This is a genomic window from Geobacillus sp. FSL K6-3411, from assembly GCF_037965715.1.
Taxonomy (GTDB): domain Bacteria; phylum Bacillota; class Bacilli; order Bacillales; family Anoxybacillaceae; genus Geobacillus; species Geobacillus thermodenitrificans.
Genome location: NZ_CP150187.1, coordinates 1594265 through 1620966 on the forward strand (window position 1 = coordinate 1594265; position 26702 = coordinate 1620966).

Here is a 26702-nt window from a genome sequence, read left to right on the forward strand (position 1 = left end):
CCTAGTTATGGAAATGATGATACGGCCATCCAAAACGAATAGGGGGACTGAGCATGGTGAAGCGAATGGAAGAACAGTTTTTGCAGTATGTCAAAAAAATGATGGGGTATCATGAGGCCATCAATTTAATGTATTGGGATTTGCGGACCGGTGCTCCGAAAAAAGGGGTGGAGCAGCGCTCTGAAGTGATCGGCATGCTGTCGGAAGAAGCGTTTAAAATGTCCACGTCAGAGGAAATGGCAGCGTTTATCGCCAAGCTGTCGCCAAAAGAGGTGTATGAACAGCTTGATGAAGTGACAAAACATACGCTTGATGAATGCAAAAAAGAGTATGAACGGAATAAAAAAATTCCAGTTGATGAGTATAAAGAGTATGTCGTGCTTTGCTCAAAGGCGGAAAGCGTCTGGGAAGAAGCAAAAGCGGCCGCCGATTTTGCCCGTTTTCGCCCGTATTTGGAGCAAATCATCGAGTTTCAGCGCCGCTTTATCAGCTATTGGGGATATGAAGGGCATCCGTACAATACGCTGCTTGATCAGTACGAGCCGGGCATGACGGTTGAGTTGCTTGACGGATTGTTCGGTCAATTGCGCGAACGCATCGTTCCCCTTGTGCACGCCATTTCTGCTGTGTCCGATAAGCCGGATACGTCGTTTTTGTTTGCGCCGTTTCCAAAGGAAAAGCAGCGCGCCTTTCTTTTGGAGTTGCTCAGGGAACTCGGCTACGATTTCGGCAAAGGGCGGCTTGATGAGACGGTCCATCCGTTTGCGATCGGGCTTAATCCGAACGATGTACGCATCACAACACGGTATGATGAGCGCGATTTTCGCACCGCTGTTTTCGGTACGATTCACGAGTGCGGCCATGCCCTCTATGAACAGCACATTTCTGAAGCGCTTGTCGGCACGCCGCTCGCGAGTGGGGCGTCGATGGGCATCCATGAATCGCAGTCACTTTTTTTGGAAAATATGATCGGCCGTCATCCATCGTTTTGGAAACGGCATTATCCACGTTTGCAGCAATACGCACCGGAACAGTTTGCGGACGTTTCACTTGATGCGTTTTATCGGGCGATCAATGAGGCGAAGCCGTCGCTGATTCGCATTGAGGCTGACGAGCTAACGTATTCGCTTCACATTATGGTTCGATACGAAATAGAAAAGCAGCTGTTTGCCGGAGAGCTCGAGGCTGCTGATTTACCGGACGTATGGAACGAGAAATATGAACAATATCTTGGCATCCGTCCGCATAATGATGCGGTCGGCGTTTTGCAGGATGTCCACTGGTCAGGTGGCAGCTTCGGCTATTTTCCATCCTATGCGCTCGGCTATATGTACGCGGCGCAGTTTAAACAGGCGCTCGAAAAAGAGTTGGATCTTGCCCAATTGCTTGAGGAAGGGAACATCACGCCAATTCGTGAATGGCTGACGGCCAACATTCATCGGTTCGGCAAAACAAAAAAGCCGCTTGATCTTGTGCGTGATGCGACGGGGGAACCGCTTAAAGCCGATTATTTAATTCAATACTTGGAAGCGAAATATAAACCTCTTTATAGACTGTAACATCGTTGCTGAGGAAGTCTTCGGATTCAATCGAGACGACGTGGAAGCAGCTCAAACAATATCCCCCTCTTCGGTGTGAAGAGGGGGATAGCTTTTACCATAATTTATATCCTTTCGACCCTGGCGGGGCGTTTTGAATAATGTCGATGAGCGGAACGGTATATGCGATCAAAATAAGCGCAACGACAATGCCGATCCAAAGTTTCCAGTTTTCAAACACCAACACGACCCGTTCCTGCGGGGTGGCCGCTTCGGCGACTGGAAATTCTGTTTCGCCTTTCGGAGCGAAAAACGCCAAATTGATGACGATGACGAGCATGAGAATAATGCCGATAAACAAGATCGTTCCGCCGACAGCTTGTGCGATTTGGTACGGAATCCATTCAAGTGCTTGCGGCGAATTGCCGTACGTTGAGAACGCTGAACGTCTCGGTGCCCCAAGCAAACCGGCAAAATGCATCGAGCCGGACATAAATGTCATCCCGACGGCCCAAACGATCGTTTGAATGATGGCAAGGCGGTTCATCGCCTTCGTCAGCACCCGACCGGTCAAATGCGGGATGAGCCAGTACGATGCACCGAAAAATGTTAAGACAACGGTTGTCGCCACCGTCAGATGGAAGTGCCCAGTCACCCAAATCGTATTATGGACGACTTGGTTGAGCTGATGCGAGGCGTTAATAATCCCGCCTGTACCGGCCGGAATGAAAAACAGCATTCCGACAAACGGTGCGAAAAAGCGCGCATCTCCCCACGGCAGTTTCCGCAGCCAGCCAAACAAGCCTTTTGCTCCTTGCGAGCGGCCGTATGATTCAAACGTCGCAAACATGGAGAACGCCGTCATCAATGATGGAATGATGACCATAAACGTCAAGACGACTTGCACGTATTTCCAAAACGGTGAAATCCCCGGCTCAAGCAATTGATGGTGGAAACCGACCGGAATCGAAAACAGCAAGAACAAGATAAACGCTAACCGTGCGAGCGAATCGGAGAACATTTTGCCCCCGATCACTTTCGGAATGACGGCGTACCAAACCATATACGCCGGTAACAGCCAGAAGTAAACGAGCGGATGCCCGAAATACCAAAACAGCGTCCGGCTTAACAGCACGTTCACCCGTTCAGAGAGCCCGAGCGACCATGGGATAAGCTGAAAGACGACGGTTGCGGCAACACCGAGCGTACAGATGAGCCATAGCGCCATATTCGTTACTGACATGAATGTCAACAACGGGCTCGCCTGGCCGCGATGCGCTTTCCGCCAGCGCGCATAATGGGCAAACATCGCAAAACCGCTCACCCAGCTGCCGACGACAACAAGCGCTAAACCGATGTAAAAGCCGGCATGCGCTTGCAGCGGGGCATAAAATGTATACAATACAGCCGCTTGCCCCGTGAGGATGAAAAAGGCGCTCATGGCTGTTCCAATCGTCATCAGCCAAAAACCAATCCATCCGACCCGGCGCGTGCTGTCCGTGAATGCCCCAGCCGTGCGGCTGACAGCAGCAAACTGAAAGCCGATAATGAAAAAGGTCGTCAGTACAAGTCCGAGCAAGACGCCGTGCGTTGTTAAAATCGTATAGTAGCTGATGCCACCCGGCAATTCAAACTTGCCGGAACGGACGAGCGTTTGCAATAAGCCGGCAAAGCCGCCTAATCCGAGAGCGATAAAAGCGACAAATAAATGCGCCAACGCCAGTTTGGCGTCGCGGCGATCGACTTTTTCCAACGGTTGTACCATGTTACTCCACCACCTTAATGCGTGCCGTCATCATATGATGGCCGGCGCCGCAATATTCATTACAAAGGATCGTATATTCGCCCGGTTCATCAAACGTAGCCGTCAAGCTGTTGACGTAGCCAGGTTCGACCATCATGTTTATGTTTGTTCCTGGAATTTGAAATCCATGGATAACATCCTTCGAAGTAACGTTAATCGTCACTTTTGCTCCTTTTGGAATTTCAATTGCATTTGGTGTAAAGGAAAAGGCAGCAACGACGATGTTCAGTTCGTATTCATTCTCTCCTTTTTTGACAAGACCCGGCTGATCAAATGGCGGGGTCGTGTCTACTTTCTCTGGATCGATTGTCGTCAGGCAGCTTGGCGGCTGCTGTCCGGCAGCGAAAGCGCTCACACCGACGACGGTTAAGAAGACAACGAGACAGCCGATACCAAACGTCAGCCAAATTTTTTCGTACTTATGAATGTGCACATCAAGTTCCTCCTTCGCCGCTTATATCCGGTTTAGAAATAAAAAGTAGACGCTGACCCAAGCGAAAATGATGAAAAAGCCGAGCAAAAATACGGACGCCAGCGTGCCGCCGAGACCCGGCTCTTTCTCTTTTTTCGTTTGCTGGATCGTCGTAGTCGTTTTTGTCCACTCCGGTTTTGCCATGCTGTATCCCTCCTCTTTTTCAAATTCATCCCCCAGAACAGTAGTGAGGCAGGAGCGCCAACCGGCGGATTTCCCTGCTTTGACACTATCATAACTGTAGGAAACTGTGGTCACAGTGACTTTTCTCACAAAAATGATGTAGGAAGTTTGAACAAATGGTGACGATTGTGAAAAATGTATGAACAAGATGGAAAAAAAGAGGTGCTGCAATGAATGATGGTTCTTCGTTGTGGCGTAGCTGGCATTGGTTTTGTTAATGAAAAGAATGAGAATGATAGTAAAAGGATAAAAGCGAATAATTGTCATTTTTTATCCATCAATGTTCGTCTTTTTTAGTAAAAAATGCTTCTCAACCGCTGTCGCTCATGGTATACTGCTAATAAATGAATCACGCTGACTCACTCATATAATCGCAAGAATACGGCTTGCGAGTCTCTACCAGCCGACCGTAAATCGGCTGACTATGAGTGGCAATGTCAGGAGGGAGGCGGTCATGGCCGCCTTGTGCCTTCCGTTTTGCTTCGGCTTAAAAGACATTGCCTGACTCATGGAATGGGTGAGGCCGGTGTTTTTTAAGCTTTTTTTATTGGAGGGAATCAGTATGCGCGAATTGCTCGAGAAAATTGCCGCCGAGGGGGAGGTCGTCGCGGACGGAGTGCTCAAAGTCGACCGCTTCTTAAACCATCAAGTCGACCCGCACCTTATGAAACGGATCGGTGAGGAGTTTGCTGCTCAGTTTCACCGTGAGCGGCCGACGAAAGTGCTAACGCTTGAGTCATCCGGTATTAGCCCGGCGCTTATGGCTGCCTATGAGCTCGGTGTACCTCTTGTCGTTGCCCGCAAGCGGCGACCGCTGACGATGACTAGTGAAGTGTATCGCGCGGAAGTATATTCTTTTACGAAGAAGGAGACGAACGAAATCATTGTTTCCCGGCCGCTACTGGATAGCAGTGACCGGGTGCTGATTATCGATGACTTTTTAGCCAACGGCCAAGCGGCGCTCGGGATGGTGGAGGTCGTCCGTCAAGCTGGAGCGGATGTTGTCGGCATCGGTATTGTCATTGAAAAAGCGTTTCAAGACGGCGGCCGGCTCCTTCGTTCGCAAGGATTCCGCGTCGTTTCGCTCGCCCGCATCGCCTCGCTCAGCGATGGCGTCATTCGATTTCACGAAGAGGTGATGAGCTGATGAAAATGAAATGGTGGCAAATCGGGTCATTAGGCATTCAGCACGTATTGGCAATGTATGCCGGGGCGATCGTCGTTCCGCTTGTCGTCGGCGGTGCGCTTCAGCTATCGGGAGAGCAGCTCACCTATTTAGTAGCCGTTGATTTATTGACGTGCGGCATCGCGACGTTTTTGCAAGTATGGAAGAATAAGTTGTTTGGCATCGGCTTGCCGGTCATGCTTGGCTGTACGTTTACGGCGGTCGGGCCGATGATCGCCATCGGCGGTCAATACGGAATGACAGCCGTATATGGTTCGATCCTTTGCGCTGGGCTTGTCGTCGTGCTCATCAGCCCGTATTTCGGCAAGTTGCGGGCGTTGTTCCCTCCGGTTGTCACCGGTTCGGTCGTAACAATTATTGGCTTGACGCTCATTCCGGCGGCTGTGAACAATATGGCTGGAGGACAAGGAGCAGAAGATTTCGGCGATCCAACCAACTTGGCGCTGTCGTTTGGCGTGCTCGCGCTCATTGTTGTATTGTACCGCTGTTTCAAAGGCTTCATTCGCTCGATTGCCATTTTGCTTGGAATGGCCGCCGGCACTGTTGTCGCGGCCGTGATGGGAAAAGTAGACTGGACGGCCGTCACCGAAGCATCGTGGGTTCATCTGCCGCAGCCGTTTTATTTCGGTGTTCCATCATTCCATGGCTCGGCCATCTTGACGATGGTGTTGGTCGCTATCGTCAGCCTCGTCGAATCGACCGGCGTCTACTTCGCGTTGTCTGATATTTGCCGTCGCCGGTTGACGGATGAGGATTTGGCGGGCGGTTACCGCGCCGAAGGGTTGGCGATCATCGTCGGCGGGCTGCTAAATGCGTTTCCGTATACGACATACTCGCAAAACGTTGGCCTCGTTCAATTATCGGGGGTGAAAACGCGAAACGTCATTTATGCTGCCGCTCTGTTTCTCATCTTGCTTGGATTTGTGCCGAAAATCGCCGCTGTGGCGACGATCATTCCAGCCCCGGTGCTCGGCGGGGCGATGCTCGCCATGTTTGGCATGGTCATCGCTTATGGCGTGAAAATGTTGAGCCAAGTCGACTTGACTGTGCAAGAAAACTTGCTGATTATCGCTTGCTCGATCGGCGTGGGGCTCGGGGTGACGGCGGTACCGAACTTATTCGCCGAGCTCCCGGCCGGCCTCCGCATTTTGACGGATAGCGGCATCGTCGCCGGCAGCATGACGGCCATCATCTTAAATGCAGTCTTCCATTTCGGTAAGGTAAGAAGATCGGCTACATTGCCGTTGCAGGAACAAAAAATTTCCTAATCGTGTTGTCCTTTCTAAATATCCAACATATTTAGACTCAAAATATGTTAGAGTGTCGTCTACATGTCATCAACGTTTTCTGATCAGATTGATTAAGAAAACGGGGGTGACATTTTTTTATTTGCCATGAAAAAAATCAACTATGTGTTTAGATAATGTGTGGTGAACCATATCAAAAGTAAATGAGGTTTTTGTGAAAATTTGAAAAAGCGAGTTTGAAGTTCAATTCTGATCTGGTAATTATTTGAATTTCGTGAGATTACATCTCTGTTATATGAATATAATAGGACTTAACATGCTTACTCTTGTTTCTTTCCCGATTCATAAACAAAACCCCTACTCATTAAAAGCAGGGGTTTTGCTATAAGTAAATGATGATTCGTTTGGTTCCAAAGTCGAAGCAACCTCTGAAATAATGACTACTCTCCCCCAGAACGGGGATCCTTGTTCGGTGTTACATCTTAAAAACTGAAAGAATCATCGCGTTTTAGTTTGCCATCTTCCATTTTATACACTTTATCGCAGTATTCCAGCATTCGTTCGTCATGGGTAACCATAATCGCTGCTTTGTTTCTTGTTTTTGTTTCTTTTGCTATGAGTTGAACCACTTCATGGGCGTTTTTCGAATCAAGACTTGCTGTTGGTTCATCTGCCAAAATAATAGAAGGATTGTTTATAAAAGCTCGAGCAATTGCAACTCGTTGGCGTTCTCCTCCTGATAATTGTTCGGGTAATTTTTCCATTTTTGCTGCTAAACCGAGGCTTTGTAACAATTCTTTAGCGAATTCCTTATCTTCCTTTACAAGTTTCCCTGACATTCTTTTCACGACAAGTAATTGTTCCAGAACATTTAAATAAGGGACGAGATTACTGTTTTGTAAGATAAATCCGATTTCCTTGAGCCGTAATTGGGCCAAATCCTTAGGTTTTAATTCATTCAGGCTCTTACCGTTAATGATGACCTCACCTTTCGTTGCATGAAGCAATGCACCTGCAATCGCTAGAAATGTACTTTTACCTGAACCTGATGGACCAATGACAGCAATAAACTCACCTTGTTCCACCGTTAGGGAGACATTATCAAGGGCAAGAACTTGATTTTCACCTTGTTGATACAGTTTAGAGACATTCTTGAATTGTATTACGGACATTATTCCATCCTCCCAATCGCTTGAAGCGGATCGATTTTTGTAATTTTTCGAACGGAAATCAAGGAACTTAAAATCGAAACTACAAGTAATAAAAGGGCATAAACAACAACTAATTTAGTATCAAGTGAAAATGGCATTTCATCCGGAAGAATAAGGGCTGTCCCATAAGTTAACAAGATTCCTACCACAATACTAATTGATGATAATAGAAATACTTGAGATACAATAGCTTTTCCGAGAAAACGATTGCTGGCACCAATGGCTTTTAAAATGCCAAACTGATTCGACTTTTGCAAGGTAAGTACATAAAAGAATACTCCGATTACAAATGCCGAGATAGCCAAAAGGAAGGCGAGCATCATCATAATCGTGCCATTCTCTTCTTTATAACCAGGCATTCCTTGTATGGCTGCGGCCTTGGTGACTGTTTCAGTATTCTTGAAGTGCTTATTTAATTTCTCTGGATCAATATTTTCCCCTTGCAGCATAATGGCATTTACAGGTTTTTCAATTCCTTTATCAGAGCCCGGTGCTGCAAATTGAATAGAGCGCCATTTATCTAGAGTAGTAAAAATAGCCGGTAAATGGTTGTATGTTTCATTTGTAACAACCCCTACAATTTTCACTTTTTCTAATGAGCCTTCTATTTCCAGCGTATCACCAATCTTAAAGCCTTTTTTCTTTAACGTATCATTGACTATAACTTCTAAAGGCTTATCTGCTTGAAGTGGCTTGCCTTCGATCACACTCGGTTCTAGAAAACTGCCAGGTGTGATTCCCAAGATGGCAACATCTACTTTTACTTTATCAGCAGAAGCAGACTTAAATACAGTTCCCATGGTTGCACCCATTGCTGATGCAGCTGTAACATTAGTTTGGTTTTCCAGTTCTTTTACCAATGATTCACTCAATAACGATCGGCTCATAGAGGCTCTCGATCCTTCTTCAAAAGTTACATAATGGGCATTCATATTTTTAAATGTTGCTGCACTAAGAGTGGAAAGGCCATTACCCAGTCCCGAAAGAATGAATACCAACCATGCAATCAGGACAGTAATAAGCCCAATCATTGAAAATCGTAATTTTCCATGCTTTAACTCTCTTATAGCAAGAAACAATGTACGCCACTCCTTCTATAAAAAATTTTTAATCACATTTGATTAATTAGAGTTTATTAGTTTTTTGTGATTAGTCAAATGTGACTATATGCAAAAAAATTATTTGTTTATTGCGTTGATGGTGTTGCAAAACTAGAGTAAAAACTCAAAATGATGGATGAGTATGCATAATTGCACATGTAATAGATAGCGATGAAGCCCGTGCCACCGAGGTTGTTCTAACCCATTCATCTTTCATTGGTTAAATACTCGTTCGATGGTGCTACGGAGACCAAACAGCCACTTTCCAAATCGAGTGTTCAAGAAGACGGGGATCACCCGGCCATAGGCATCGTGTCGTTCCTCGCTATTGCGTCAGTTCATCAGGGAAACGAAAAAGATGTCCCATTGCTCGGCCGTTTTACAGATCTGTTCCCTGTCATAGGCGGCATCCTCAAGTGCAAACTCGATGTCCCATCCTTGCAGAGACGAAAGCAGTTCCGGTGCCACTGCTGCGTCATTTCGATGGGCGGTAGTCAAAACATGGGATAAAATGGATCCCTTCCGTGGTGGTACACAGATGCAGTTTATCTCCTTTGAACCAATGGTACCGAGTCGACATGCCCTAATTTGCTTGGGAATCATACAGGCTGCTTCGAAGAGCTGTACGATCGATCATCACTACTTTTGGTTTTTGAACACCTAAATCGTTTAGAAGTTGGTCATTCCAATCGGAAAATCTTTGTTCTTGAAACCATTGACTGGCTCTTGAAAAAGTAGACAGATGAGGAACCTCCAGACGTTCACAAATTCGTCGGAAATAGCCAAACCGGTGGAGGATGTTCACCAACTGCCGTAAAGAATCCATCGCGAAGTAGGTTTTCAAAAAGAAACATGTGAGCAGTCCCTTTTTAGACACTGGGGGTCTTCCTGTCACATACGATGTTTCCAGAAAAGAAAGTTGGTCGATGTATCGAAATCATGCCTCTAAAAGAGGATCAATTTCACCCATCAGTGCATGTTCGATCACGAAATTAGAAATCATGATCGTGTCCACCCCCCCGGTAGTTTCTTTTGGTCACTGTATATGATTTCCAAGGTGGTGGATTTTTTATGTGCATTTATGCATTCGTTATGTGTTTTGTAACACGTTCTGCGTTGGTAATAAAAAAGAATCCTCGGTGGCTTTAACATCATAAGTATATAAAACTTAATTCGAATAAAGAAGAGATTGAATGGTTTTTTCAAGAAAGGAAATTTCTGCTTCTAACATTGTAATTTTATGTTCGACTGCAAGATTAACACCAGTTTGATTTACATGTACAGGGGTTTGTTTAAGTTGATCAATTAGTGTTTTGTTTTTCTTTAATCGTTCTTTCAAGGCTGGTATTGCTTGGTCCATAGGAAGAAAATCAATAAACATTAGCCCAATATCCCCTTGATAATTAACACTTTCAGCAGAAGACAGATTGTTTAATAGCAATTGGTAAAAATACTTTCGACCTCTTTCATTTATAGAATACACTTTACGGATGGGTCTATTTCCTTTTTGCTCAAACTTAATATCAATAAAGCCCTTTTGATGTAGTTTATCCAGCGTAGCGTAAGCAGTAGACTTTTTCATATCTGTAACTATACTTAGGTTTTTTTCGATGAATTCATTAATCTGATATCCGTGTTGGCTTTGTCCCATTAGTAACCCAAGTAGAATTAGTGAGCGGTGTTCCACCGATATCCTCCTTTCTTTCACACTCTTTCTACGTTCTCTCGTATATTTTATTGGTAGTCAATTGAATGTCAATTCAATATTTTGGAGTTTTGGGTAAAGTTTGGATTTTCTTCGTTATTTTTAGAAAGTTATCGACTGTTTAATATCTATATTAACAGGGCCCCATCATCATTTTTTAATCGGAATAATCATCTTTATCGATTTTTAAATTCATTATAGGATATAAGCAATCAAAGAACAAATAGTTAAATTGATCGATGGTCACAGACATTAAGGGACATGAAATATCCCGCCGCTTTTCGGCTAGGAAACCATCGCTCACAGAACGCAGCAAAAAGTCAACGAAGTGTCGCTAAACGAATCTGGCAAGGGCTCATTCCTCAATCATTTGTACTATGCTTGCTTGAGTAGGAAAGCGAAATCCGCATCTTGAAAGCTGGATACACAACAAACGTCTTTATAGATGTCCCCGCTTATGACCATTTTTCCTTCCAAAACAGGCTGGTTTTGCCCACACCTGTTTTTTTGTTTGCCATAACGTTTCTTTCATTTTTTATGCTGCTTTTCTGTCGGCCACGAAGAAAAGGAGAAAATCGACCTGCTGTTTCCGAAAAAATAGGCGTATAAATGTGTTTTCGCCTGCATATAGTCCGGCTTGTTGCACACTCTAATAGAAAAGAAGAACAAACCGAGGTGTTTGTATGCCGATCCTTTTATCTATCGGCACCGCAAAGATGCCATACATGGTTTCTCAACATGAGGTGAAACGTTATGTCGCCGAGTTGTTTGCCGGGCGTCTAATGCGCGCTGAACGGCTGCTGCAGGCGTTTGACAACGGCGGCATCCGCACGCGCACCTTTGTCAAGCCGCTTGCTTGGTATAGCCTGCCGCGCGGCTTCGGGGAGAAAAATGAGGTGTATATCGACAGTGCCGTTCGTTACAGTGGCGAGGCCGTCAACGACTGCTTGCATAAAGCCTCTACCGGCCCGATTCCGTATGAAGCGGTCGATGCGCTGTTTTACATCTCAACGACCGGTTTGTCGACGCCAAGCATCGAGGCGCGGCTGATGAACGTGCTGCCGTTTTCACCTTCTGTCGTTCGGGTTCCGATTTGGGGGCTTGGCTGTGCGGGCGGGGCAGCGGGACTGGCTCGAGCAGCCGATTATTGCCGAGCGTTTCCTAATGCCAAAGCGCTCGTGATTGCCGCTGAGTTTTGCAGTTTGACGTTCCAAGCGAATGACTTATCAAAAAGCAATGTAATCGGCACATCGCTTTTTTCTGACGGGGTGGCATGTGTGCTTGTCGCCGGCGATGAAGCGGCGCCAAAAAGCGGTGCGCTGCGTATCATCGCTGCTCGGTCGGTGCTTATGCCTCGTTCGGAGGACGTGATGGGTTGGGATATTCGTGATGAAGGGCTGTTTGTCATCTTTTCGAAAGATATTCCGTCAATCGTCCGCAGCTGGCTGCGACCGCAAGTGGAATCGTTTTTACAGGAAAACAAACTGCTGCTCAGTGACCTTCGCTATTTTATTGCCCACCCGGGCGGGAAGAAAGTGATCGAGGCGTACGAAGAAGCGTTCGGGTTCGGCCCGAAGCAGACAGAGGCTGCTAGAGAGGTGTTAGCCCAGTATGGCAATATGTCGTCAGCCACCGTTTATTTTGTGCTGGAGCAAGTGATGCAGAAGCCGCTTGCGCCTGGGTATGGGCTGCTCGTCGCCCTCGGCCCTGGCTTTAGCGCCGAGATGGTGCTGCTTAAATGGGAGGGATGATGATGCGGTTTGCATTCGTATTTTTGGTGGTGGCTGGGATGCGCTTGTTTGAGCTTGTGCTTGCAAAACGGAACGAACGGTATGTGAAAGCACTCGGAGCGAAAGAGGTTGGCGCCCGCCATTATCCGTGGATTGTATTGATGCATATACTCTTTCTTTTGTCGTTGGCTGTTGAGGCACTGCGAAAAGGCGCGCGCCCGTCGCCACGCTGGCCATTTTTGTTTCCGTTCTTTCTTGCTGTCGAAGGGCTGCGCGTATGGACGATTTTATCGCTCGGCCGCTTTTGGAATACGAAAATTTTGATCGTGCCCGACCGCCCGGTCGTGAAAAAAGGACCGTACCGGTGGATCCGCCACCCTAATTATGTCGTCGTCGCTTTGGAGATCGTGTTGCTGCCGCTTTTGTTCCAAGCACCTATGACCGCGCTTATCTTTTCACTTCTTAACGCAATCATGTTATCCATTCGCATCACCGCTGAAGAACAGGCGCTGTCAGCGTTCACTGATTATAAGGAGGCGTTTCAGGCTCGGCCGCGTTTTTTGCCGCTAGGAAGAAAAACGGTCGTGCGCGTTTAAGCAACTGCATGAAAAAACAGGAACAGCTAATCAGCGAAAGGGGACCGCGGATCGTTCTTATTTGGCAACAGCGGTCGCCCTTTTGCGGTTGACACAAAGGGAAACAAGCATATTTCCAACTAACTCCTGCTTGCCAAACGAACGGGCGGGATTTTTTTGTTTTTCTATTGGGAAATGGGACGAAATACAGTAAAATGAATGTAAACGATATTGACGGAAACAAGGGGTTTGGGTCATGGGATATGTTGCAACTGAGCGGCCGTCATTGCGGCCGTGGCTGGCGAAAATGATCGAGATGTATGAACAGCTTCAGACAACGGGGGACAAAGAAAACGCGAACAAAGTGAAGCAGCTTATGGAAAAAATGGCAGCCGGGGAGCTTATTGTCGCATTTTGCGGTCATTTTTCTGCCGGCAAATCAAGTTTGATCAACGCGCTGCTCGGCGAACCGCTGTTGCCGTCGAGCCCGATTCCGACGAGTGCGAATCTTGTGAAAGTGAAAGCCGGTCGGGATTATGTGCGCGTCTTTTACCACCGTGATGCGCCGGTCGAGTACGAACCGCCGTACGATCCGGAACTGATTCGTGCTCAATGCCGGGACGGGGAGACGATTGAATGGATTGAGATTAGTCGTGAAACAGACGCCATTCCGCCAGGAGTCGCCATCTTGGACACGCCGGGCATCGACTCGACGGACGACGCCCACCGACTGGCGACCGAGTCTGCACTTCATTTAGCTGATGTCGTCTTTTATGTCATGGATTATAACCATGTACAAGCGGAATTAAACTTTCAATTTACGAAACAATTAACGGACGAAGGAAAAACCGTCTATTTGATCATCAATCAAATCGACAAACACCGTGAGGACGAACTGCCGTTTGCTGCGTTTCGCGACTCGGCGGCTAGGGCGTTCCGAAGTTGGGAAGTCGAGGCGGCCGGCCTGTTTTTCCTCTCGTTAAAAGCGCCGGACCATCCGCATAACGAATGGCATGAGCTGTCAGCCTGTTTGCGTCAGTTGTTTGCGGACAAAGATGAGTGGCTCGTCCGCGGCGCCGAAGCCGGTTTAAAACGGATCGCCGACCGTCATATCGAACAGCTTTGTACCCGACATGAGCCGCTTGAACAAGAAATGCGCATGCAGCTTCAGAAGCTTGGCGGCGCGGATGATGAGGCGGCGGCTATGGAGGAGCTTGGACGGTTGGAGACGGAGTTGGCTAAGTGGCAGACGGCACCCAAGCGGGTGGAGGAGACATTTCGGACCGAACTTGAGCACGTGCTACAAAACGCCTATTTGATGCCGTTTGAAACAAGAGCGCGGGCGGAAGCGTACTTGCAGGCCATGCGGCCCGATTTTAAGGTGGGGTGGTGGTTTGCAAAGGCGAAAACAGAAGAGGAGCGACAACGGCGGTTCGCTGCGTTTTACGAAAGCGTCAAGGCACAAGCGGAGGCGCAAATTGAATGGCACGTCCGCCAGTTGCTTCTTCGGGTTGGAAACGAATGGAATGCTGACCGTGCTTGGCTTGGTAAGTGCCAGCAATGGACGGTGGAGTGGGAGGCGACGCTGCTCGCCAGCCTCGTCAAACAAGGCGCGGATACAAGCGGTGCGGCGCTATTAAACTATACGGATGAGGTCGCTGCAGCGCTGAAAAAATGTTACCGTGACTCGGCGTTCACCTTGTTTGCTGAGCTCTTGGAACAAATCGCCAAACAGGCGGCTGCCCAAATGGATGCATTGAGTGATGAGCTTTCGAGGGCGCGTGAAAAGGTGGAGCTCATCGGCCGCCTCGCCCGCCTCAAATTCGAGCGGGAAGAGCGCCAACGCTCATTTGAACAGCTCATCGCCGCTCCGGGTGATGACGCAACGCTTGATGAGACCCGCCTTGCTTTGCTGACTGCGCCGCCTGATTTCCGCAAGGCGCGCCATGTGGAAACGCCAAAACAGCAAGTCGCTGCCAAAGAGCAAGCGCTCGGTCAGAAAGGCGCGGTGGCTGGCAACGAATTGGAGGACGAAAGAACAGGGGAATCCCGTACGCCGTCAGCCGGTGGAAAACGGCGTAGCGAACAGGCCGCCGACCGGCTTGATGAAGCGGCGGCTTACCTTGAACAAGCGGATTTGTTGCGCCGTTTCGCTGGCCCGCTGCGCGACAAGGCGAGCCGGCTCCGCACGCGCGCGTTTACGGTTGCCTTGTTTGGCGCTTTCAGCGCCGGCAAGTCATCACTTGCCAACGCTTTGCTTGGCGCACCGCTTTTGCCGTCTTCGCCGAACCCGACGACCGCCGCTATCAGCAAAATCGCACCGCCCGACAAAGAGCACCCGCACGGTACGGCGATCGTAAAAGTGAAAAGCGAATCGCAAATTTGGGCTGATATACAAGCATCGCTCAGCCAGTTCGGCCATCAGGCGGATACATGGGAGGAAGCGCTTCGCCTCTGTGCCCGTCTTGCCGAGTCTGGGGCCGAACATCCGGCGCAAAAGCCGCATGTTGCCTTTTTGGCGGCCGTTGCGGCCGGCTACGAGCGGATGTGCGATCGATTTGGGGCAACGCTGTCGATCCGTTTCGAGGAGCTGGAGGGGTATGTGGCTGACGAAGCGGTGTCGTGTTTCTTAGATGAGGTTGTGCTGTATGCCGACTGTCCGCTCACCCGCCAAGGGGTGACGCTTGTCGATACGCCGGGAGTCGATTCGCTAAACGCCCGCCATACCGGAGTGGCGTTCCATTATATGAAACATGCGGACGCGCTACTGTTTGTGACGTATTACAACCATGCGTTTTCGAAAGCGGACCGCGAGTTTTTGCTTCAGCTCGGGCGGGTCAAAGATGCGTTTGCGCTTGACAAAATGTTTTTCATCATCAATGCGGCCGACTTGGCTCAATCAAAGGAAGAACTTGATGCTGTCATCGCCTACATGAACGATGAGCTCGCCCGTTTTGGCATCCGTTTTCCGCGTCTTTATGCTCTCTCAAGCCGCATGGCGCTGGCGGAAAAAATGGGGGTGGAGCCTAGCGCGCGCGGCGTCTTGGCGGATTCCGGTTTGCCCGCCTTCGAAGCAGACTTTTTCCGTTTCTTGACGGAAGAGCTGACTGAGGTGGCGGTCGAGAGCGCCTATGCTGAGCTCGAGCGGGCGTGGCAGACGGCGGCGGAATACGCGCGGGCCGCTGGGCAGAGCGAGGCGGAAAAAGCGGCGAAGCGGCGCGCGCTTGAGGAAGTCAAGGTAAAAATGCGCACCGTGCTCGCCGATGCCGTCGATGCCTACGGCCAGCACGCACTTGGCCAAGAAGCCGACGAACTGCTTTATTACGTGAAACAGCGTGCCTTTTTCCGCTTGAATGACACGTTTAAAGAGGCGTTCAATCCGTCGGTGCTTCGCGACGACCAAGGTCCAGTGCGCCGGGTGCTTGAGCGTTGTCTTGACGAGCTGCTTGCGTCCGTTGGCTTTGATTTGGCGCAAGAGATGCGGGCAACGAGCTTGCGTGTTGAGGCATTTTTGCATAAACGGCTTGCCGAGCAGTTCGCTCGCTTGAGCAGTGAGCTTCGCCGCCTTGATGAGGCGCTCGCACTCGTGCCGCCGGAGTCGTTTGCTTTTGCGGCACCGGAGTTCGCCAACGCCCTTAGCGATGTGGATCGGGGACGGTTTGCTAAGGCGCTTTCACTCTATAAAAACGCGAAATCGTTTTTTGAGCGCGATGAGAAGCGGCGGATGAAAGAAGAGATTGAAGCAGCGCTCGTTGAGCCGGTTGATCGGTATTTGGCCGAGCAAAAAGAGCGGCTCATCTCCGTATATGCCAAGCAATACGAGGATGCCGTCGCTGCGCTTACGGCTGCGCTCACCGATCAAGTTGACAGCTATATGGACGGTTTAATGGCAGCGCTCGCTGAAACAGCAGACTCCGAGGCGCTCAGCCGGATCGAAGCGGCGCTTCGCGGCCTTCTTTCTAGAGAAGACAGGGAGGCGCGCTGATGAACCGGTTTCACGCTTGTGCGACATGTATCCACTACGGCATAGAAAAGCGGGCCAACGGGTTATACACGTATTGCCGCCGGCTCGGCTATGCGACGAAACCGAATTACCAATTCAACTGCTGGATACCCAAACCTAATGTCCAGCGTTTGATGGAAAAAGAAGCAAGAAAGGACGAGAACCATTGAGTGAAGTGCATCAAGCGATTACTGCCCACGTACAAAAGCAGCACGCCATCTTAAAAAAGTTTGCCATGCTCGATGCTGAGCGCGAGCGGCATATCGAAGAAGCGGTCGAGCGGTGCCGCCGCGGCGAGTCGTTTACGGTCGAGCTGATCAATGAAGTGACGAAACAAATGAATGAACTGGCCAAAGGGGGCCTCGTACCGACCCGCCGGTACGTGACGCCGGAAATGGTGCGCGAATATGTGAGCCGCCTTGAAGGAAAGCGATCGTAACAGCGGGGAATAGATGAGGCTGTCATCAAGCTGCAGCCCATAGGAGCAGCGGCTGCCCGTCCATCCTCCTAGGGGCAGGCTGATTGGCAGGCAAAATGAAAAGGGGGAGAAGAACATGGCGTCTCTCGTTTCCCATGAATGGTTGCTTACTCATTTGTCTGAAGAAAACATCCGCATTCTTGATTGCCGGTTTTGGCTTGGTGATCCGTCTAAAGGAGCGGCCGTTTACCAGGACGATCATATTCCTGGAGCGGTGTATATGGATTTGGAACGCGATTTGTCCGGTCCGGTGGCGGAGCATGGGGGGCGTCATCCGCTGCCGTCCGCTGCTCAGGCGGCAGAGGTGTTTGGCCGTGCCGGCATCGATGAAACGGTGACGGTCGTTGTCTACGATGATCAACATGGGGCGATGGCTGCGCGCTGTTGGTGGCTGCTTCGCTATTTTGGCCATGAGCGCGTTTATGTGTTAGACGGCAATTACAGCGAATGGAAAAAGAAAGGGTATCCGGTGACCGACACGATTCCTGCCGTGTCGCCGCGGCGGTTTCAGCCGCAGCCCGATCGGTCATGGCTGGCAACGGTCGATGAGGTGCGCGCTGCTGTCCGCGATCGATCGGCCGTGCTCATCGATTCGCGCGAGTGGAAGCGATACGCCGGTTTAGAAGAACCGATCGACCGCCGACCTGGCCGCATTCCGGGAGCAGTGCATCGGTTTTGGAAAGATGGAGTGGCAGAAGGAGGCTATTGGAAAAGCGCAGCCGATCAAGCCGCTCGGTTTGCCGATCTTGACCGTGAGGCTCCGTTGATCGTCTATTGCGGCTCCGGCGTCACTGCCTGTCCGAACGTGCTCGCATTAAAAGAAGCCGGCTACCGAAACGTTCGGCTGTATGTCGGCAGTTTCAGCGACTGGATTTCCTACCCGGACCATCCGGTCGAAACGGACGATCCGTCATCTTCTGCATAAATGTTTTCAGGCAAGCGTATGGCAGGACCGCCGTCCCATGCATAGTTTTTCTCCGGCGGGCGATACTATGCGTGAATTGACTGAACTAGAGGAGGAGAGAGCGCATGGGACGGACTAAGCTCGGTAATGCCAATGCCCAACGGAACAACAACGCGAAAAAGAAAAATGGTTTTAACGAGTGGACGAGCGAATTCGCTTCCTACGCTGAAGTGGAAGCAGAAAAAATGAAAAATGACCATAAAAACATCCGTTAACGACGAGGGAGGTGTCCCTCGTTTTTTGGTGCAATCATTAGCGTTGGCAAGGACAAACGTATGTGCTATAATCATGGACAGAATGCCAAAGGACGCTGGCCGGCAGGGAGGGAAAAAGGTGCGAAAATGGTTGGTCATTTTGTTGTTTTTAACGGTTACTGGATACGGCCTTTGGAACGCGATGGCCGCGGAGAAACCGAATGAGGCAAGCGAAACCGAAACCGGCCCGAAAATCGGCCATGCTGCCCCCGATCTGACGCTGCCGACGCTTGGCGGCGAGCCGGTCAAGCTGTCTGATTTGCGTGGCAAGGCGGTCGTCCTCAACTTTTGGACGTCATGGTGCCCGCCGTGCAAAAAGGAAATGCCGGAACTTGAGAAGTTTTACAAACAGCATGGTCGTGAAGTCACATTGCTTGCTGTTCATTTGACTACACAAGACACGCTCGATAATGCGGAACGGTTTGTGAAAAGCAAGAAGTTAGCGCTGCCTGTCGCTTTAGATGTCCGCGGCGAAGCGCTTCATTACTATCGGGTTCAAACGATTCCAACGACCTATATCATTGATCCGAACGGCGTCATTCGGCAAAAAATCGTCGGTCCGGTGACTGCGGCTCGGCTTGAGAAAGAAACAGCGCGTTTCCGTTAACCATCAGTTGGTTTAACGGAAGGCGCTTTTTTTCATGACTCATTATTTTTCGAAAAGTTGTCATAATTTTTATCTTTTTTGGGCATGAATAAAAGTACAATAAAAGTGAGGGGAGGTTGGAGCAATGAAACGATCCCGCAAAATGACTCTCCAAGAATTGATCAGCGAGAATAAGCGGCAATTGCTAAATGACCGGGAAGCGCTCGAAAAGATCGAGAAAAAGCTGGAAGAGCGGATGCTTAAGAAAGCAGAATAACCCATGCATAGCGGTTCTCCGGGCGGACAGACTAGATGGCGAGGAGGCGAAGATGATGAGCAATCCGAAAAGAAGCCCCAACCACTTTGCGCCGAACCATATCGGCACACAGCCTCGCGCCGCTGGTGGAAACAAAGGCAAACAAATGCAAGACCAGTCCGGCCAACACGCTCAAGTCATCCAAACGAAGGGTGAATGAACCGAAACTTGCGTGAAGGAGGAAACGTCATGCCACGTCCGAAACCGGATGACCGCAGCGACAACGTCGAAAAGTTGCAAGATATGGTGCAAAATACAATTGAAAACATCGAAAAAGCCGAGGAAACGATGCAGTTTGCTTCTCCTGAAGAGCGGGAGCGAATCCGCGAGAAAAATCGCCGCCGCGAAGAGGCGATTGCCGCCATGCGCGCGGAAATTAAAGATGAAGCAGCTGCTCGCGAACACGGTTACCAATAAACGAAGCTGCCCCAATCGGGGCGGCTTTGTTTTTTCTGCTTGCCGCTTGAGCCGCCGGACGAACCAATGGTAACATAAAAGAGGAGAACCGGCAAAAAATGGAGGGAGAACGAACATGAAAGTAGCAGAAAAACAAATTGAAGTGCGCTATGCGGAAACGGACCAAATGGGCGTCGTTTACCATGCAAACTACTTAGTTTGGATGGAAGTTGGGCGTACGGAGTTAATCAAACAACTTGGCTTCCATTATGCCGAGATGGAGAAAGAGGGCGTCATTTCGCCGGTCATCGACTTGCAAGTGTCGTACAAAAAACCGCTTCATTACGGGGAAACGGCGACCGTCCGCACATGGATCGACGCTTATGATGGTATCCGTGTCACGTATGGCTACGAAATTCTCGCCCCGGACGGGGAGGTGGCAGTGACCGGCAAGTCGCAGCACGTTTGCGTCAAGCGCGATACGTTTCGGCCGATCGTCATTCGCAAATATTTTCCCGATTGGCACGAAGCGTATGAGCGGGCGAAACGGTAAAGGAGAGCATTGCGATGGCGTTTGGCATTCGCCGACATGAACTCGCGGCGTGGAAGGAGAAAGTGAGGCGCGGAGAAATCGCTTTTTTGACCCATTATTGGTATGACGAACGGTTTCCGCATTGCACGACGGTGACGAAAGTTGGTTGCGCCGATATTGATAAGCTGGCTGCTTGGGGACGGCAATACGGGCTGAAAGAAGAGTGGATCGACCGGCGCAATGAATTTCCGCACTTTGATTTGCTCGGAGAGACGCAAGCGCGCATTTTGCGGCAAGAAGGGCGGCTTGATGAGCTGGCACGGTTTACGAAACGGGGGAGGAAGGAATCATGATCGATTTGACAGTGATGAAAGAAATGGCGAAACATACGCTAATTGACACACTTGGCATCGAAATTGTCGAACTTGGTGAAGGACGCGTCGTGGCGACGATGCCAGTCGACCAGCGCACGCACCAGCCAGCTGGAATCTTGCATGGTGGGGCCTCAGTCGCGTTGGCTGAAACGGTGGCGAGCATCGGCGCGTACGCGCTTGTGGATCCGCAAACGGAAAACGTCGTTGGTTTAGAAATTAATGCAAACCATGTTCGCGCTGTTCGCAGCGGAACGGTGACGGCAACGGGAACAGTGCTGCACCGCGGCCGAACGACGATGGTGTGGGATGTACGCATCACGGATGAACAAGGGCAGCTCGTCTGCGTCTCCCGCTGCACGATCGCCATCATTCGAAAAAGCTAGCGCTAAGGCTAGCTTTTTCACTGTTTATTGGATCAGAAATACCGGTTCATCACCTTTTTCGTCTAAATCGATCGTCAAATCGTGCCCGTCAAAATACCATTGGTCGCTGTCTTCGACAAAAAAGGTCACGCCATCAACCGTCGTCTGCGCCGCTGGCTCTCCTGCCGGCTCGTCCTTTGCTATGCCGAGTGAAAACCCTTTTTGTACGGTGCCGCATCCCCCGTAGCGGGCGAACAGGCGAATCGCATCACCGGGTTTTAGTCCGAGCTCTCGCTTGTACCAATCGAACGCTTTTTTCGTGATCGTAATGTTCATGGCTTCCCCTCCTCACTTATTTATTATAAATGAACGGATGGAGCCGGTAAAATGATTGTGTGAACATTGGCTGACAATTTTAGGATAAAACGCTTTCCACAAAGTAGCACCCTCTTGCCTTGCTTCAATCGAGTAAAATGACGGCTAGCAGCAAACAGTAAAAGCAAAGGAGGTGAGAGCGGTGAATAAAAAGCTGCCATTTGCGCCAAGTTACGAATCCGATGGGGTAATGGGAAAGAGCAAAAAGCATCCGCGCCGTTCAGAACGAGGACAAACCAACAAACAAGCGTCTGATTTTTTCAACACAACGCCATCGAGTGAATAAGGCAGCCGGAGCAGCAATGTTTGAACATTATGCCGTTTGATGAATAAAGTAGCCAGTAGGCTGCTTTTTTTCATGGCAACTACTATACAAATGAACTGGTCCGCGTTATCATTACTTGAGGAACATTTTTTTGAAAGGAGTGGCGTTTTCGTATTATGAGTAGTTCAAGTTCGAACGAACCGGAACCGGAATATAGCGGGGAACGCGGCCTGTTCCTTTTCTCGCCCGCTGCTCATCATACGAAAACGGGCTCCGGGCGGAAAGGAAGAGGCGCCGCCTTCCTCGCGTGAAAAGGAGGAAGGATGCCAAATGATGAAAATGTATTTGTCCGATGCCAACGGAAAAATGCGGGAAATTGACCGGATTGAAAACGGCTGCTGGATCAATCTCGTTGCCCCGACGGAGGATGAAATTCGCTACATCGCTCACCATTTAGACATTCCGATCGATTCGATCAAAGACGCGCTTGATGACGAAGAGCGGTCGCGCGTCGAAAAAGAGGATAATCATGTGTTGATTATCGTCGACATCCCGATTGTCGCCCATGACGAAGTTGACGGCCCGATGTACGAAACGATTCCGATCGGCATGATCATTACGAATACGTGCTTTATTACGGTCTGTTTGCAAGAAAATCCGATTTTTGAGGAATTTTCAAAAAACAAAATCAAAAACTTTTACACGTTTATGAAAACACGGTTCGCTTTGCAAATGCTTTACATGATTTCGACATATTATTTGCGTTATTTGAAGCAGATTAACCGGCGGACGAGTGAAATTGAAAAAGAGCTGCACCAGTCGATGAAAAACAAAGAGCTGTTTTCACTTCTTAGCATGGAAAAAAGTTTAGTGTATTTTATGACGTCGCTGAAAGCGAACAATATCGTCATGGAGCGGCTCATGCGTCTGAACTATTTGCGCATGTACGAAGATGATCAAGATTTGCTGCAAGATGTTATTATTGAAAACAAGCAGGCGATCGAAATGGCGGAAGTATACAGCAGCATTTTAAGCGGCATGATGGATGCATTTGCTTCCGTCATCTCGAACAACTTAAACATTGTGATGAAATTTTTGACTGCCATTACGATCGTCATTTCGCTGCCAACGATGGTGGCGAGTTTTTACGGCATGAACGTGCCGATTCCGTTCCAACACTCCCCGTACGCCTTTGCCGTCGCTATGGTGCTTGCCGGTTCGCTGTCGGCAGTAACGGCATACATCTTTTGGAAAAAACGATATTTTTAACGGTCAGGACATATTTGAGTTGGCAAGAACGTATGTTGGTCGGAAATATGAACGGCTGCCCCAATGATAGGGCAGCCGTTTTTGTTTGCGGACCGCGACGCCGCCGGAGAGGATAAACTTCATTGCCTCTTCCGGCGAGATATCGATGACTTCGACTTGCTCTTTCGGGACGAGAAGGGTAAGCCCGGCGACTTGAAACGTCTGTGGAATATAGACGGCGACATAATCAGCAAGCGGATCGTGCCAGGCGCCGACATTGTCCATCGTAATGAAGCCAAGGCATTTCCAGCCGCTCTCCGGCATTGTGACGAGCACGACTTGCGAAAACGACCGTTTTTCTCCGACAAAAGAAGCAATCGTATCTTTAGCGACCGAATAAACGGTCTTCATCAAGGGAATGCTTTCAAGCAACCGATCGACAAGCCGAATGAGACGGCCGCTCACATATTGCGTCGATAGCCAGCCGCAAACAGTGATGAGCACCACTGTTGCGAGCAAGCCAAGGCCGGGGATGTAGCGGCCATCCAAATACGGCCGGACATACTGGCCGAGCAACCCGTCCAAAACAGCGAACACTTTATAGCATACATAGACGGCTAATAAAATCGGCACGATCGTTAGCATGCCGTTTACAAAATTTTTCACAAAAAAGCGCATCTGTTCTCCTCCCGTTCCTTTACCTTCTATCAACATACCAATTTTTTTCGATTTGCACAACCATTAATAATGTCGAACATTATAGATTTATATCGCTATAAAAGTTCGGTTTTTGTCTTGACGAATAGGTGAATGTCGCGTATACTTCCGAATGGAACATATGAAATGGGGGATGGCACAATGAACAACCATTACGATGTGATTGTGGTGGGCGCTGGACCTGCCGGCATTTTTACGTGTTACGAACTGACGCTCAAACTGCCTGGAGCGAATGTGCTGCTCATTGACAAAGGGCATGATATATATAAACGCAACTGTCCGATTTTGCAGAAAAAAATTGAGAAATGCCCGCCGCCAGCCGGCAAAAAAGATTATGCCGGCTGTGTGCCCGCCTGTTCGATCACGAACGGCTTTGGCGGGGCTGGAGCGTATTCGGACGGCAAGTTCAACATCACGAGCGAATTTGGCGGCTGGATGACCGACTATTTGCCGGCCTCAACCGTGCTTGAGCTCATCCGTTATGTGGATGAAATCAACTTAAAACATGGGGCGACGACGTCGATTACCGACCCGATGACGGACAAAGTGAAAGAGATTGAGCGGCGCGCTTATGCCGCTGGGTTGAAGCTGTTGCGCGCCTATGTTCGCCATTTAGGCACAGAGCAAAACTTAGCGATTTTACAAAGCATTTTTGAATATTTGCGCGAGCGGATTACGATGCGCTTTAAAACAGAAGTAGATGATATCGTGACGGAGCGGACGGAAGACGGCCATGAAGTGAAAGGGGTCGTCCTGAAAAACGGTGAAACGTTGACGGCGGAAAAAGTCGTCATCGCTCCGGGACGCGACGGCTCAGTCTGGCTGAGCAAATTGTTGCGCAAGCGCCGCCTGCGAATGATCAACAACCAAGTCGATATCGGGGTGCGCGTCGAAACATCGAACATTGTCATGCAAGAAATTAATGAGCATTTGTATGAAGGAAAATTTATCTTCAACACGTCGGTCGGGACGCAAGTGCGTACGTTTTGCAGCAATCCGTCGGGGCACGTGGTTGTCGAAAATCATTCTGGCATTATGCTTGCCAACGGCCACGCGTACAAAGATCCGAAGCTCGGCAGCAGCAACACGAACTTTGCGCTCCTTGTCTCGCATAAATTTGCCGATCCGTTTGATAAGCCGAATGAATACGCCCATGAAATTTCCCGGTTGGCGAACGCTTTATCTAACGGCGGCATCATTGTGCAAAAATACGGGGACATTTTAAAAGGACGGCGGTCGACGGAGAAACGGATCAAAGAAGGATTTATTGAACCGACACTAAAAGAGGCGGTGCCAGGCGATTTAGGTCTTGTCTTGCCGTACAACACGATGAAAAGTTTGATCGAGATGACAGAAGCGCTTAACCATGTCACTCCAGGGCTCGCGTCTGAGCATACGCTGTTTTACGGCGTTGAGGCGAAGTTTTATTCGGCGCGTCCAAAACTGAACGATCGGTTTGAAACAGAAATCGCGGGGCTGTATGTCGGTGGCGACGGCGCCGGCATTACGCGCGGCCTCGCCCAGGCAAGCGCTTGCGGCGTTTGGATCGCCCGCGACATCGTTGAAAAACTGACGCGTTAAGCAAAGGAACAAGACAGGCTGTCCCAAAACGGCGGCCTGTCTTTTTTGTGTTGAGCGAAGGTGGCCATTCACAACACCGCGGACGTTGCTGTTTTGGATGTTGAATTATAGTAAACCAAATTTATAAATAGGTTGACAATTATCTATCTTGTCCGCTACGATAAATGTAATGATGTGGAAAGGGGAGAGGGAAAATGCCGAATTGGCTGTCATTAGCCGAACAGGTGATGGAAGGATACGAGCTGGCCGATGAAGAGGCGTTGGCGATACTCGACTGTCCGGACGACGAGCTGCTCCTTCTTTTGCAAGGGGCGTACCGAATCCGCTCGGTCTATTACGGCAATAAGGTGAAATTGAATATGATCATGAACGCCAAATCCGGCCTTTGTCCGGAAAACTGCGGCTACTGTTCGCAGTCTGCCGTGGCGACGGCGCCGGTGAAGACGTATAAAATGCTCGATAAAGAAACGCTGCTGCGCGGGGCTGAAGAAGCGTACCGTTTGCAGATAGGGACATATTGCATTGTCGCAAGCGGCCGCGGTCCGAGCGATAAGGAAGTAGACATTGTCGTTTCCGCCGTGAAAGAAATTAAAGAACGGTTCGGTCTGAAAGTGTGCGCCTGTCTCGGGCTGTTGAAGCCGGAACAAGCAGCGAGGCTGAAAGAAGCGGGCGTGGATCGCTACAACCATAATATTAATACGTCGAAACAACACCATCCGAACATTACGACGTCTCATACATATGATGACCGGGTGCGGACGGTGGAAACGGTGAAGGAAGCCGGTCTTTCGCCGTGCTCGGGCGTTATTATCGGCATGAAAGAAACGAAGCAAGATATTGTCGATATGGCGCGCAGCTTGCGGGAGCTCGATGCCGATTCGATCCCGGTCAACTTTTTGCATGCGATCGACGGAACGCCGCTGGCCGGAACGAATGAATTAAATCCGCGTTATTGCTTGAAAGTGTTGGCGCTGTTCCGCTATATGAACCCGACAAAAGAGATACGCATCGCCGGTGGACGGGAAGTGAATTTGCGCTCGCTCCAGCCGCTCGGGCTGTATGCCGCCAACTCCATTTTCGTCGGCGATTATTTAACAACCCTCGGGCAGGAAAAGTCCGCCGATTACAAGATGCTTGAGGACCTTGGCTTTGAGATCGAGTTTTCTCCAGCGCCGCAAATCGGAGCCGTATAACGGTTGATAAGGTTGGCCTAAAAGGTTGCCCTTCCTTAAGAGGTGCAACATATTGTCTTACGGTATATGATGACGGAAAAGGGTGCCCCGGTTGTTTTTTGGGACACTCTTTTTTCATGTGCGCCGCTAGAAAGAATCATAGGTGTGGAGGCGGCATACTAGGAGTGAGATCTAGGGCAATCAATTATTGAGGCGGTTTGACCAACGGAGGGAGCTAGCCTATTTGTGCTTCTTTGTTGGCACGAAGGGATGGTTATAAAAGTCGCCTATCTTTGGCATGAAAAACGGGTTTAGCGCGTACGATGAC

General features: G+C 49.5%; 30 protein-coding genes, 1 pseudogene and 1 riboswitch. Of the genes and pseudogenes, 21 read left to right on the forward strand and 10 right to left on the reverse strand.

Annotated features, from left to right (window positions below):
- The first annotated feature begins 53 nt into the window (after window positions 1–53).
- Window positions 54–1559: a carboxypeptidase M32 gene (locus tag NSQ22_RS08010; RefSeq protein WP_008879320.1), complete on the forward strand. Its 1506-nt coding sequence runs from the start codon at window positions 54–56 to the stop codon at window positions 1557–1559.
- A 94-nt stretch (window positions 1560–1653) separates the two neighbouring features.
- On the opposite strand, the gene NSQ22_RS08015 is transcribed toward NSQ22_RS08010, so the two are convergent.
- The 3 genes from NSQ22_RS08015 to NSQ22_RS08025 are packed head-to-tail and all read right to left on the reverse strand — an operon-like array spanning window position 1654 to window position 3958.
- Window positions 1654–3303 (reverse strand): b(o/a)3-type cytochrome-c oxidase subunit 1, encoded by a 1650-nt coding sequence (locus tag NSQ22_RS08015; RefSeq protein WP_087959980.1) that lies wholly within the window; start codon window positions 3301–3303, stop codon window positions 1654–1656.
- A gap of 1 nt (window position 3304) precedes the next feature.
- Window positions 3305–3775, reverse strand: a complete 471-nt coding sequence (locus NSQ22_RS08020; RefSeq protein WP_008879317.1) for a cytochrome c oxidase subunit II — start codon at window positions 3773–3775, stop codon at window positions 3305–3307.
- Between the two features lie 21 nt (window positions 3776–3796).
- A complete protein-coding gene (locus NSQ22_RS08025; protein WP_008879316.1) occupies window positions 3797–3958 on the reverse strand; it encodes a cytochrome c oxidase subunit 2A in 162 nt (53 codons plus the stop codon).
- Window positions 3959–4340: 382 nt separating this feature from the next.
- Window positions 4341–4442: riboswitch (purine riboswitch) on the forward strand.
- A 117-nt stretch (window positions 4443–4559) separates the two neighbouring features.
- Here NSQ22_RS08025 and NSQ22_RS08030 point away from each other — a divergent pair.
- Both NSQ22_RS08030 and NSQ22_RS08035 read left to right on the forward strand, forming a co-directional pair.
- Complete coding sequence (locus NSQ22_RS08030) at window positions 4560–5144, forward strand: xanthine phosphoribosyltransferase (protein ID WP_029760862.1); 585 nt, start codon at window positions 4560–4562, stop codon at window positions 5142–5144.
- Window positions 5144–6451, forward strand: a complete 1308-nt coding sequence (locus NSQ22_RS08035) for a nucleobase:cation symporter-2 family protein (RefSeq protein ID WP_008879314.1) — start codon at window positions 5144–5146, stop codon at window positions 6449–6451. The genes NSQ22_RS08030 and NSQ22_RS08035 overlap by 1 nt, the downstream gene beginning before the upstream one ends.
- A 461-nt stretch (window positions 6452–6912) precedes the next feature.
- On the opposite strand, the gene NSQ22_RS08040 is transcribed toward NSQ22_RS08035, so the two are convergent.
- From NSQ22_RS08040 to NSQ22_RS08060, 5 genes are all read right to left on the reverse strand, one after another.
- Complete coding sequence (locus NSQ22_RS08040) at window positions 6913–7602, reverse strand: ABC transporter ATP-binding protein (protein ID WP_008879313.1); 690 nt, start codon at window positions 7600–7602, stop codon at window positions 6913–6915.
- Entirely contained in the window at window positions 7602–8720 is a 1119-nt protein-coding gene (locus tag NSQ22_RS08045; protein ID WP_339264458.1) for an ABC transporter permease, read from the reverse strand. The genes NSQ22_RS08040 and NSQ22_RS08045 overlap by 1 nt, the downstream gene beginning before the upstream one ends.
- A gap of 354 nt (window positions 8721–9074) precedes the next feature.
- Complete coding sequence (locus NSQ22_RS08050) at window positions 9075–9344, reverse strand: transposase (RefSeq protein WP_327986585.1); 270 nt, start codon at window positions 9342–9344, stop codon at window positions 9075–9077.
- Window positions 9325–9636, reverse strand: coding sequence for a transposase (locus NSQ22_RS08055; protein ID WP_327986587.1), 312 nt, complete (start codon window positions 9634–9636; stop codon window positions 9325–9327). Before NSQ22_RS08055 ends, NSQ22_RS08050 begins: the two co-directional genes overlap by 20 nt.
- Before the next feature lie 273 nt (window positions 9637–9909).
- Window positions 9910–10428, reverse strand: coding sequence for a PadR family transcriptional regulator (locus NSQ22_RS08060; protein WP_008879311.1), 519 nt, complete (start codon window positions 10426–10428; stop codon window positions 9910–9912).
- Between the two features lie 701 nt (window positions 10429–11129).
- Here NSQ22_RS08060 and NSQ22_RS08065 point away from each other — a divergent pair.
- From NSQ22_RS08065 to NSQ22_RS08130, 14 genes are all read left to right on the forward strand, one after another.
- Window positions 11130–12197 carry a 3-oxoacyl-[acyl-carrier-protein] synthase III C-terminal domain-containing protein gene (locus NSQ22_RS08065; RefSeq protein ID WP_108437820.1) on the forward strand — a complete coding sequence of 356 codons (1068 nt, stop codon included), beginning with the start codon at window positions 11130–11132 and terminating at the stop codon, window positions 12195–12197.
- Entirely contained in the window at window positions 12194–12772 is a 579-nt protein-coding gene (locus NSQ22_RS08070; RefSeq protein ID WP_011887309.1) for an isoprenylcysteine carboxylmethyltransferase family protein, read from the forward strand. The genes NSQ22_RS08065 and NSQ22_RS08070 overlap by 4 nt, the downstream gene beginning before the upstream one ends.
- 235 nt (window positions 12773–13007) lie before the next feature.
- Window positions 13008–16736: a dynamin family protein gene (locus NSQ22_RS08075; protein WP_060475819.1), complete on the forward strand. Its 3729-nt coding sequence runs from the start codon at window positions 13008–13010 to the stop codon at window positions 16734–16736.
- Complete coding sequence (locus tag NSQ22_RS08080) at window positions 16736–16924, forward strand: hypothetical protein (protein WP_008879307.1); 189 nt, start codon at window positions 16736–16738, stop codon at window positions 16922–16924. The genes NSQ22_RS08075 and NSQ22_RS08080 overlap by 1 nt, the downstream gene beginning before the upstream one ends.
- A complete protein-coding gene (locus NSQ22_RS08085; protein ID WP_029760855.1) occupies window positions 16921–17193 on the forward strand; it encodes a YpbS family protein in 273 nt (90 codons plus the stop codon). The genes NSQ22_RS08080 and NSQ22_RS08085 overlap by 4 nt, the downstream gene beginning before the upstream one ends.
- A 115-nt stretch (window positions 17194–17308) precedes the next feature.
- A complete protein-coding gene (locus NSQ22_RS08090; protein WP_081157530.1) occupies window positions 17309–18157 on the forward strand; it encodes a sulfurtransferase in 849 nt (282 codons plus the stop codon).
- A 104-nt stretch (window positions 18158–18261) separates the two neighbouring features.
- Window positions 18262–18411, forward strand: coding sequence for a hypothetical protein (locus tag NSQ22_RS08095; protein ID WP_008879304.1), 150 nt, complete (start codon window positions 18262–18264; stop codon window positions 18409–18411).
- 118 nt (window positions 18412–18529) lie between these two features.
- Window positions 18530–19057, forward strand: coding sequence for a TlpA disulfide reductase family protein (locus NSQ22_RS08100; protein ID WP_029760853.1), 528 nt, complete (start codon window positions 18530–18532; stop codon window positions 19055–19057).
- Window positions 19058–19181: 124 nt separating this feature from the next.
- Window positions 19182–19313 carry an FbpB family small basic protein gene (locus tag NSQ22_RS08105; RefSeq protein WP_008879302.1) on the forward strand — a complete coding sequence of 44 codons (132 nt, stop codon included), beginning with the start codon at window positions 19182–19184 and terminating at the stop codon, window positions 19311–19313.
- 55 nt (window positions 19314–19368) lie between these two features.
- Window positions 19369–19512 carry an acid-soluble spore protein N gene (locus tag NSQ22_RS08110; protein ID WP_011887312.1) on the forward strand — a complete coding sequence of 48 codons (144 nt, stop codon included), beginning with the start codon at window positions 19369–19371 and terminating at the stop codon, window positions 19510–19512.
- A gap of 29 nt (window positions 19513–19541) precedes the next feature.
- Window positions 19542–19769 carry a small acid-soluble spore protein Tlp gene (tlp, locus tag NSQ22_RS08115; RefSeq protein WP_008879300.1) on the forward strand — a complete coding sequence of 76 codons (228 nt, stop codon included), beginning with the start codon at window positions 19542–19544 and terminating at the stop codon, window positions 19767–19769.
- A 115-nt stretch (window positions 19770–19884) separates the two neighbouring features.
- Window positions 19885–20301: a thioesterase family protein gene (locus tag NSQ22_RS08120; RefSeq protein ID WP_008879299.1), complete on the forward strand. Its 417-nt coding sequence runs from the start codon at window positions 19885–19887 to the stop codon at window positions 20299–20301.
- 14 nt (window positions 20302–20315) lie between these two features.
- Window positions 20316–20633: a hypothetical protein gene (locus NSQ22_RS08125; protein WP_008879298.1), complete on the forward strand. Its 318-nt coding sequence runs from the start codon at window positions 20316–20318 to the stop codon at window positions 20631–20633.
- Window positions 20630–21037 carry a hotdog fold thioesterase gene (locus NSQ22_RS08130; RefSeq protein ID WP_008879297.1) on the forward strand — a complete coding sequence of 136 codons (408 nt, stop codon included), beginning with the start codon at window positions 20630–20632 and terminating at the stop codon, window positions 21035–21037. The genes NSQ22_RS08125 and NSQ22_RS08130 overlap by 4 nt, the downstream gene beginning before the upstream one ends.
- Before the next feature lie 24 nt (window positions 21038–21061).
- Here the strand turns inward: NSQ22_RS08130 and NSQ22_RS08135 are convergent, their stop codons facing one another.
- The gene (locus NSQ22_RS08135; RefSeq protein ID WP_008879296.1) at window positions 21062–21352 is read right to left on the reverse strand and encodes a HesB/YadR/YfhF family protein; all 291 of its coding nucleotides are present in this window, start codon (window positions 21350–21352) and stop codon (window positions 21062–21064) included.
- 181 nt (window positions 21353–21533) lie between these two features.
- Here NSQ22_RS08135 and NSQ22_RS08140 point away from each other — a divergent pair, with 181 nt between their 5' ends.
- Together NSQ22_RS08140 and NSQ22_RS08145 are read left to right on the forward strand one after the other, a co-directional pair.
- Entirely contained in the window at window positions 21534–21677 is a 144-nt protein-coding gene (locus tag NSQ22_RS08140; protein ID WP_165478175.1) for a hypothetical protein, read from the forward strand.
- A 309-nt stretch (window positions 21678–21986) separates the two neighbouring features.
- Window positions 21987–22925: a magnesium transporter CorA family protein gene (locus NSQ22_RS08145; protein WP_008879295.1), complete on the forward strand. Its 939-nt coding sequence runs from the start codon at window positions 21987–21989 to the stop codon at window positions 22923–22925.
- 69 nt (window positions 22926–22994) lie between these two features.
- Here the strand turns inward: NSQ22_RS08145 and NSQ22_RS08150 are convergent.
- Window positions 22995–23582, reverse strand: a pseudogene (locus NSQ22_RS08150) (DUF502 domain-containing protein); the annotation flags it as partial.
- Between the two features lie 180 nt (window positions 23583–23762).
- On the opposite strand from NSQ22_RS08150, the gene NSQ22_RS08155 reads away from it, so the two are divergent.
- Window positions 23763–25202 (forward strand): NAD(P)/FAD-dependent oxidoreductase, encoded by a 1440-nt coding sequence (locus NSQ22_RS08155; RefSeq protein WP_041264397.1) that lies wholly within the window; start codon window positions 23763–23765, stop codon window positions 25200–25202.
- Between the two features lie 194 nt (window positions 25203–25396).
- Entirely contained in the window at window positions 25397–26395 is a 999-nt protein-coding gene (gene bioB, locus NSQ22_RS08160) for a biotin synthase BioB (RefSeq protein WP_339264463.1), read from the forward strand.
- Window positions 26396–26702: the final 307 nt, after the last annotated feature.

Excerpts from the sequence above, each read along its gene's own strand:
- NSQ22_RS08010 (WP_008879320.1), top strand. The coding sequence starts at position 54 with ATGGTGAAGCGAATGGAAGAACAGTTTTTGCAGTATGTCAAAAAAATG.
- NSQ22_RS08015 (WP_087959980.1), bottom strand. The coding sequence starts at position 3,303 with ATGGTACAACCGTTGGAAAAAGTCGATCGCCGCGACGCCAAACTGGCG.
- NSQ22_RS08025 (WP_008879316.1), bottom strand. The coding sequence starts at position 3,958 with ATGGCAAAACCGGAGTGGACAAAAACGACTACGACGATCCAGCAAACG.
- NSQ22_RS08030 (WP_029760862.1), top strand. The coding sequence starts at position 4,560 with ATGCGCGAATTGCTCGAGAAAATTGCCGCCGAGGGGGAGGTCGTCGCG.
- NSQ22_RS08035 (WP_008879314.1), top strand. The coding sequence starts at position 5,144 with ATGAAAATGAAATGGTGGCAAATCGGGTCATTAGGCATTCAGCACGTA.
- NSQ22_RS08040 (WP_008879313.1), bottom strand. The coding sequence starts at position 7,602 with ATGTCCGTAATACAATTCAAGAATGTCTCTAAACTGTATCAACAAGGT.
- NSQ22_RS08050 (WP_327986585.1), bottom strand. The coding sequence starts at position 9,344 with ATGATTCCCAAGCAAATTAGGGCATGTCGACTCGGTACCATTGGTTCA.
- NSQ22_RS08065 (WP_108437820.1), top strand. The coding sequence starts at position 11,130 with ATGCCGATCCTTTTATCTATCGGCACCGCAAAGATGCCATACATGGTT.
- NSQ22_RS08070 (WP_011887309.1), top strand. The coding sequence starts at position 12,194 with ATGATGATGCGGTTTGCATTCGTATTTTTGGTGGTGGCTGGGATGCGC.
- NSQ22_RS08075 (WP_060475819.1), top strand. The coding sequence starts at position 13,008 with ATGGGATATGTTGCAACTGAGCGGCCGTCATTGCGGCCGTGGCTGGCG.
- NSQ22_RS08080 (WP_008879307.1), top strand. The coding sequence starts at position 16,736 with ATGAACCGGTTTCACGCTTGTGCGACATGTATCCACTACGGCATAGAA.
- NSQ22_RS08090 (WP_081157530.1), top strand. The coding sequence starts at position 17,309 with ATGGCGTCTCTCGTTTCCCATGAATGGTTGCTTACTCATTTGTCTGAA.
- NSQ22_RS08095 (WP_008879304.1), top strand. The coding sequence starts at position 18,262 with ATGGGACGGACTAAGCTCGGTAATGCCAATGCCCAACGGAACAACAAC.
- NSQ22_RS08105 (WP_008879302.1), top strand. The coding sequence starts at position 19,182 with ATGAAACGATCCCGCAAAATGACTCTCCAAGAATTGATCAGCGAGAAT.
- NSQ22_RS08110 (WP_011887312.1), top strand. The coding sequence starts at position 19,369 with ATGAGCAATCCGAAAAGAAGCCCCAACCACTTTGCGCCGAACCATATC.
- tlp (WP_008879300.1), top strand. The coding sequence starts at position 19,542 with ATGCCACGTCCGAAACCGGATGACCGCAGCGACAACGTCGAAAAGTTG.
- NSQ22_RS08120 (WP_008879299.1), top strand. The coding sequence starts at position 19,885 with ATGAAAGTAGCAGAAAAACAAATTGAAGTGCGCTATGCGGAAACGGAC.
- NSQ22_RS08125 (WP_008879298.1), top strand. The coding sequence starts at position 20,316 with ATGGCGTTTGGCATTCGCCGACATGAACTCGCGGCGTGGAAGGAGAAA.
- NSQ22_RS08130 (WP_008879297.1), top strand. The coding sequence starts at position 20,630 with ATGATCGATTTGACAGTGATGAAAGAAATGGCGAAACATACGCTAATT.
- NSQ22_RS08135 (WP_008879296.1), bottom strand. The coding sequence starts at position 21,352 with ATGAACATTACGATCACGAAAAAAGCGTTCGATTGGTACAAGCGAGAG.
- NSQ22_RS08145 (WP_008879295.1), top strand. The coding sequence starts at position 21,987 with ATGATGAAAATGTATTTGTCCGATGCCAACGGAAAAATGCGGGAAATT.
- NSQ22_RS08155 (WP_041264397.1), top strand. The coding sequence starts at position 23,763 with ATGAACAACCATTACGATGTGATTGTGGTGGGCGCTGGACCTGCCGGC.
- bioB (WP_339264463.1), top strand. The coding sequence starts at position 25,397 with ATGCCGAATTGGCTGTCATTAGCCGAACAGGTGATGGAAGGATACGAG.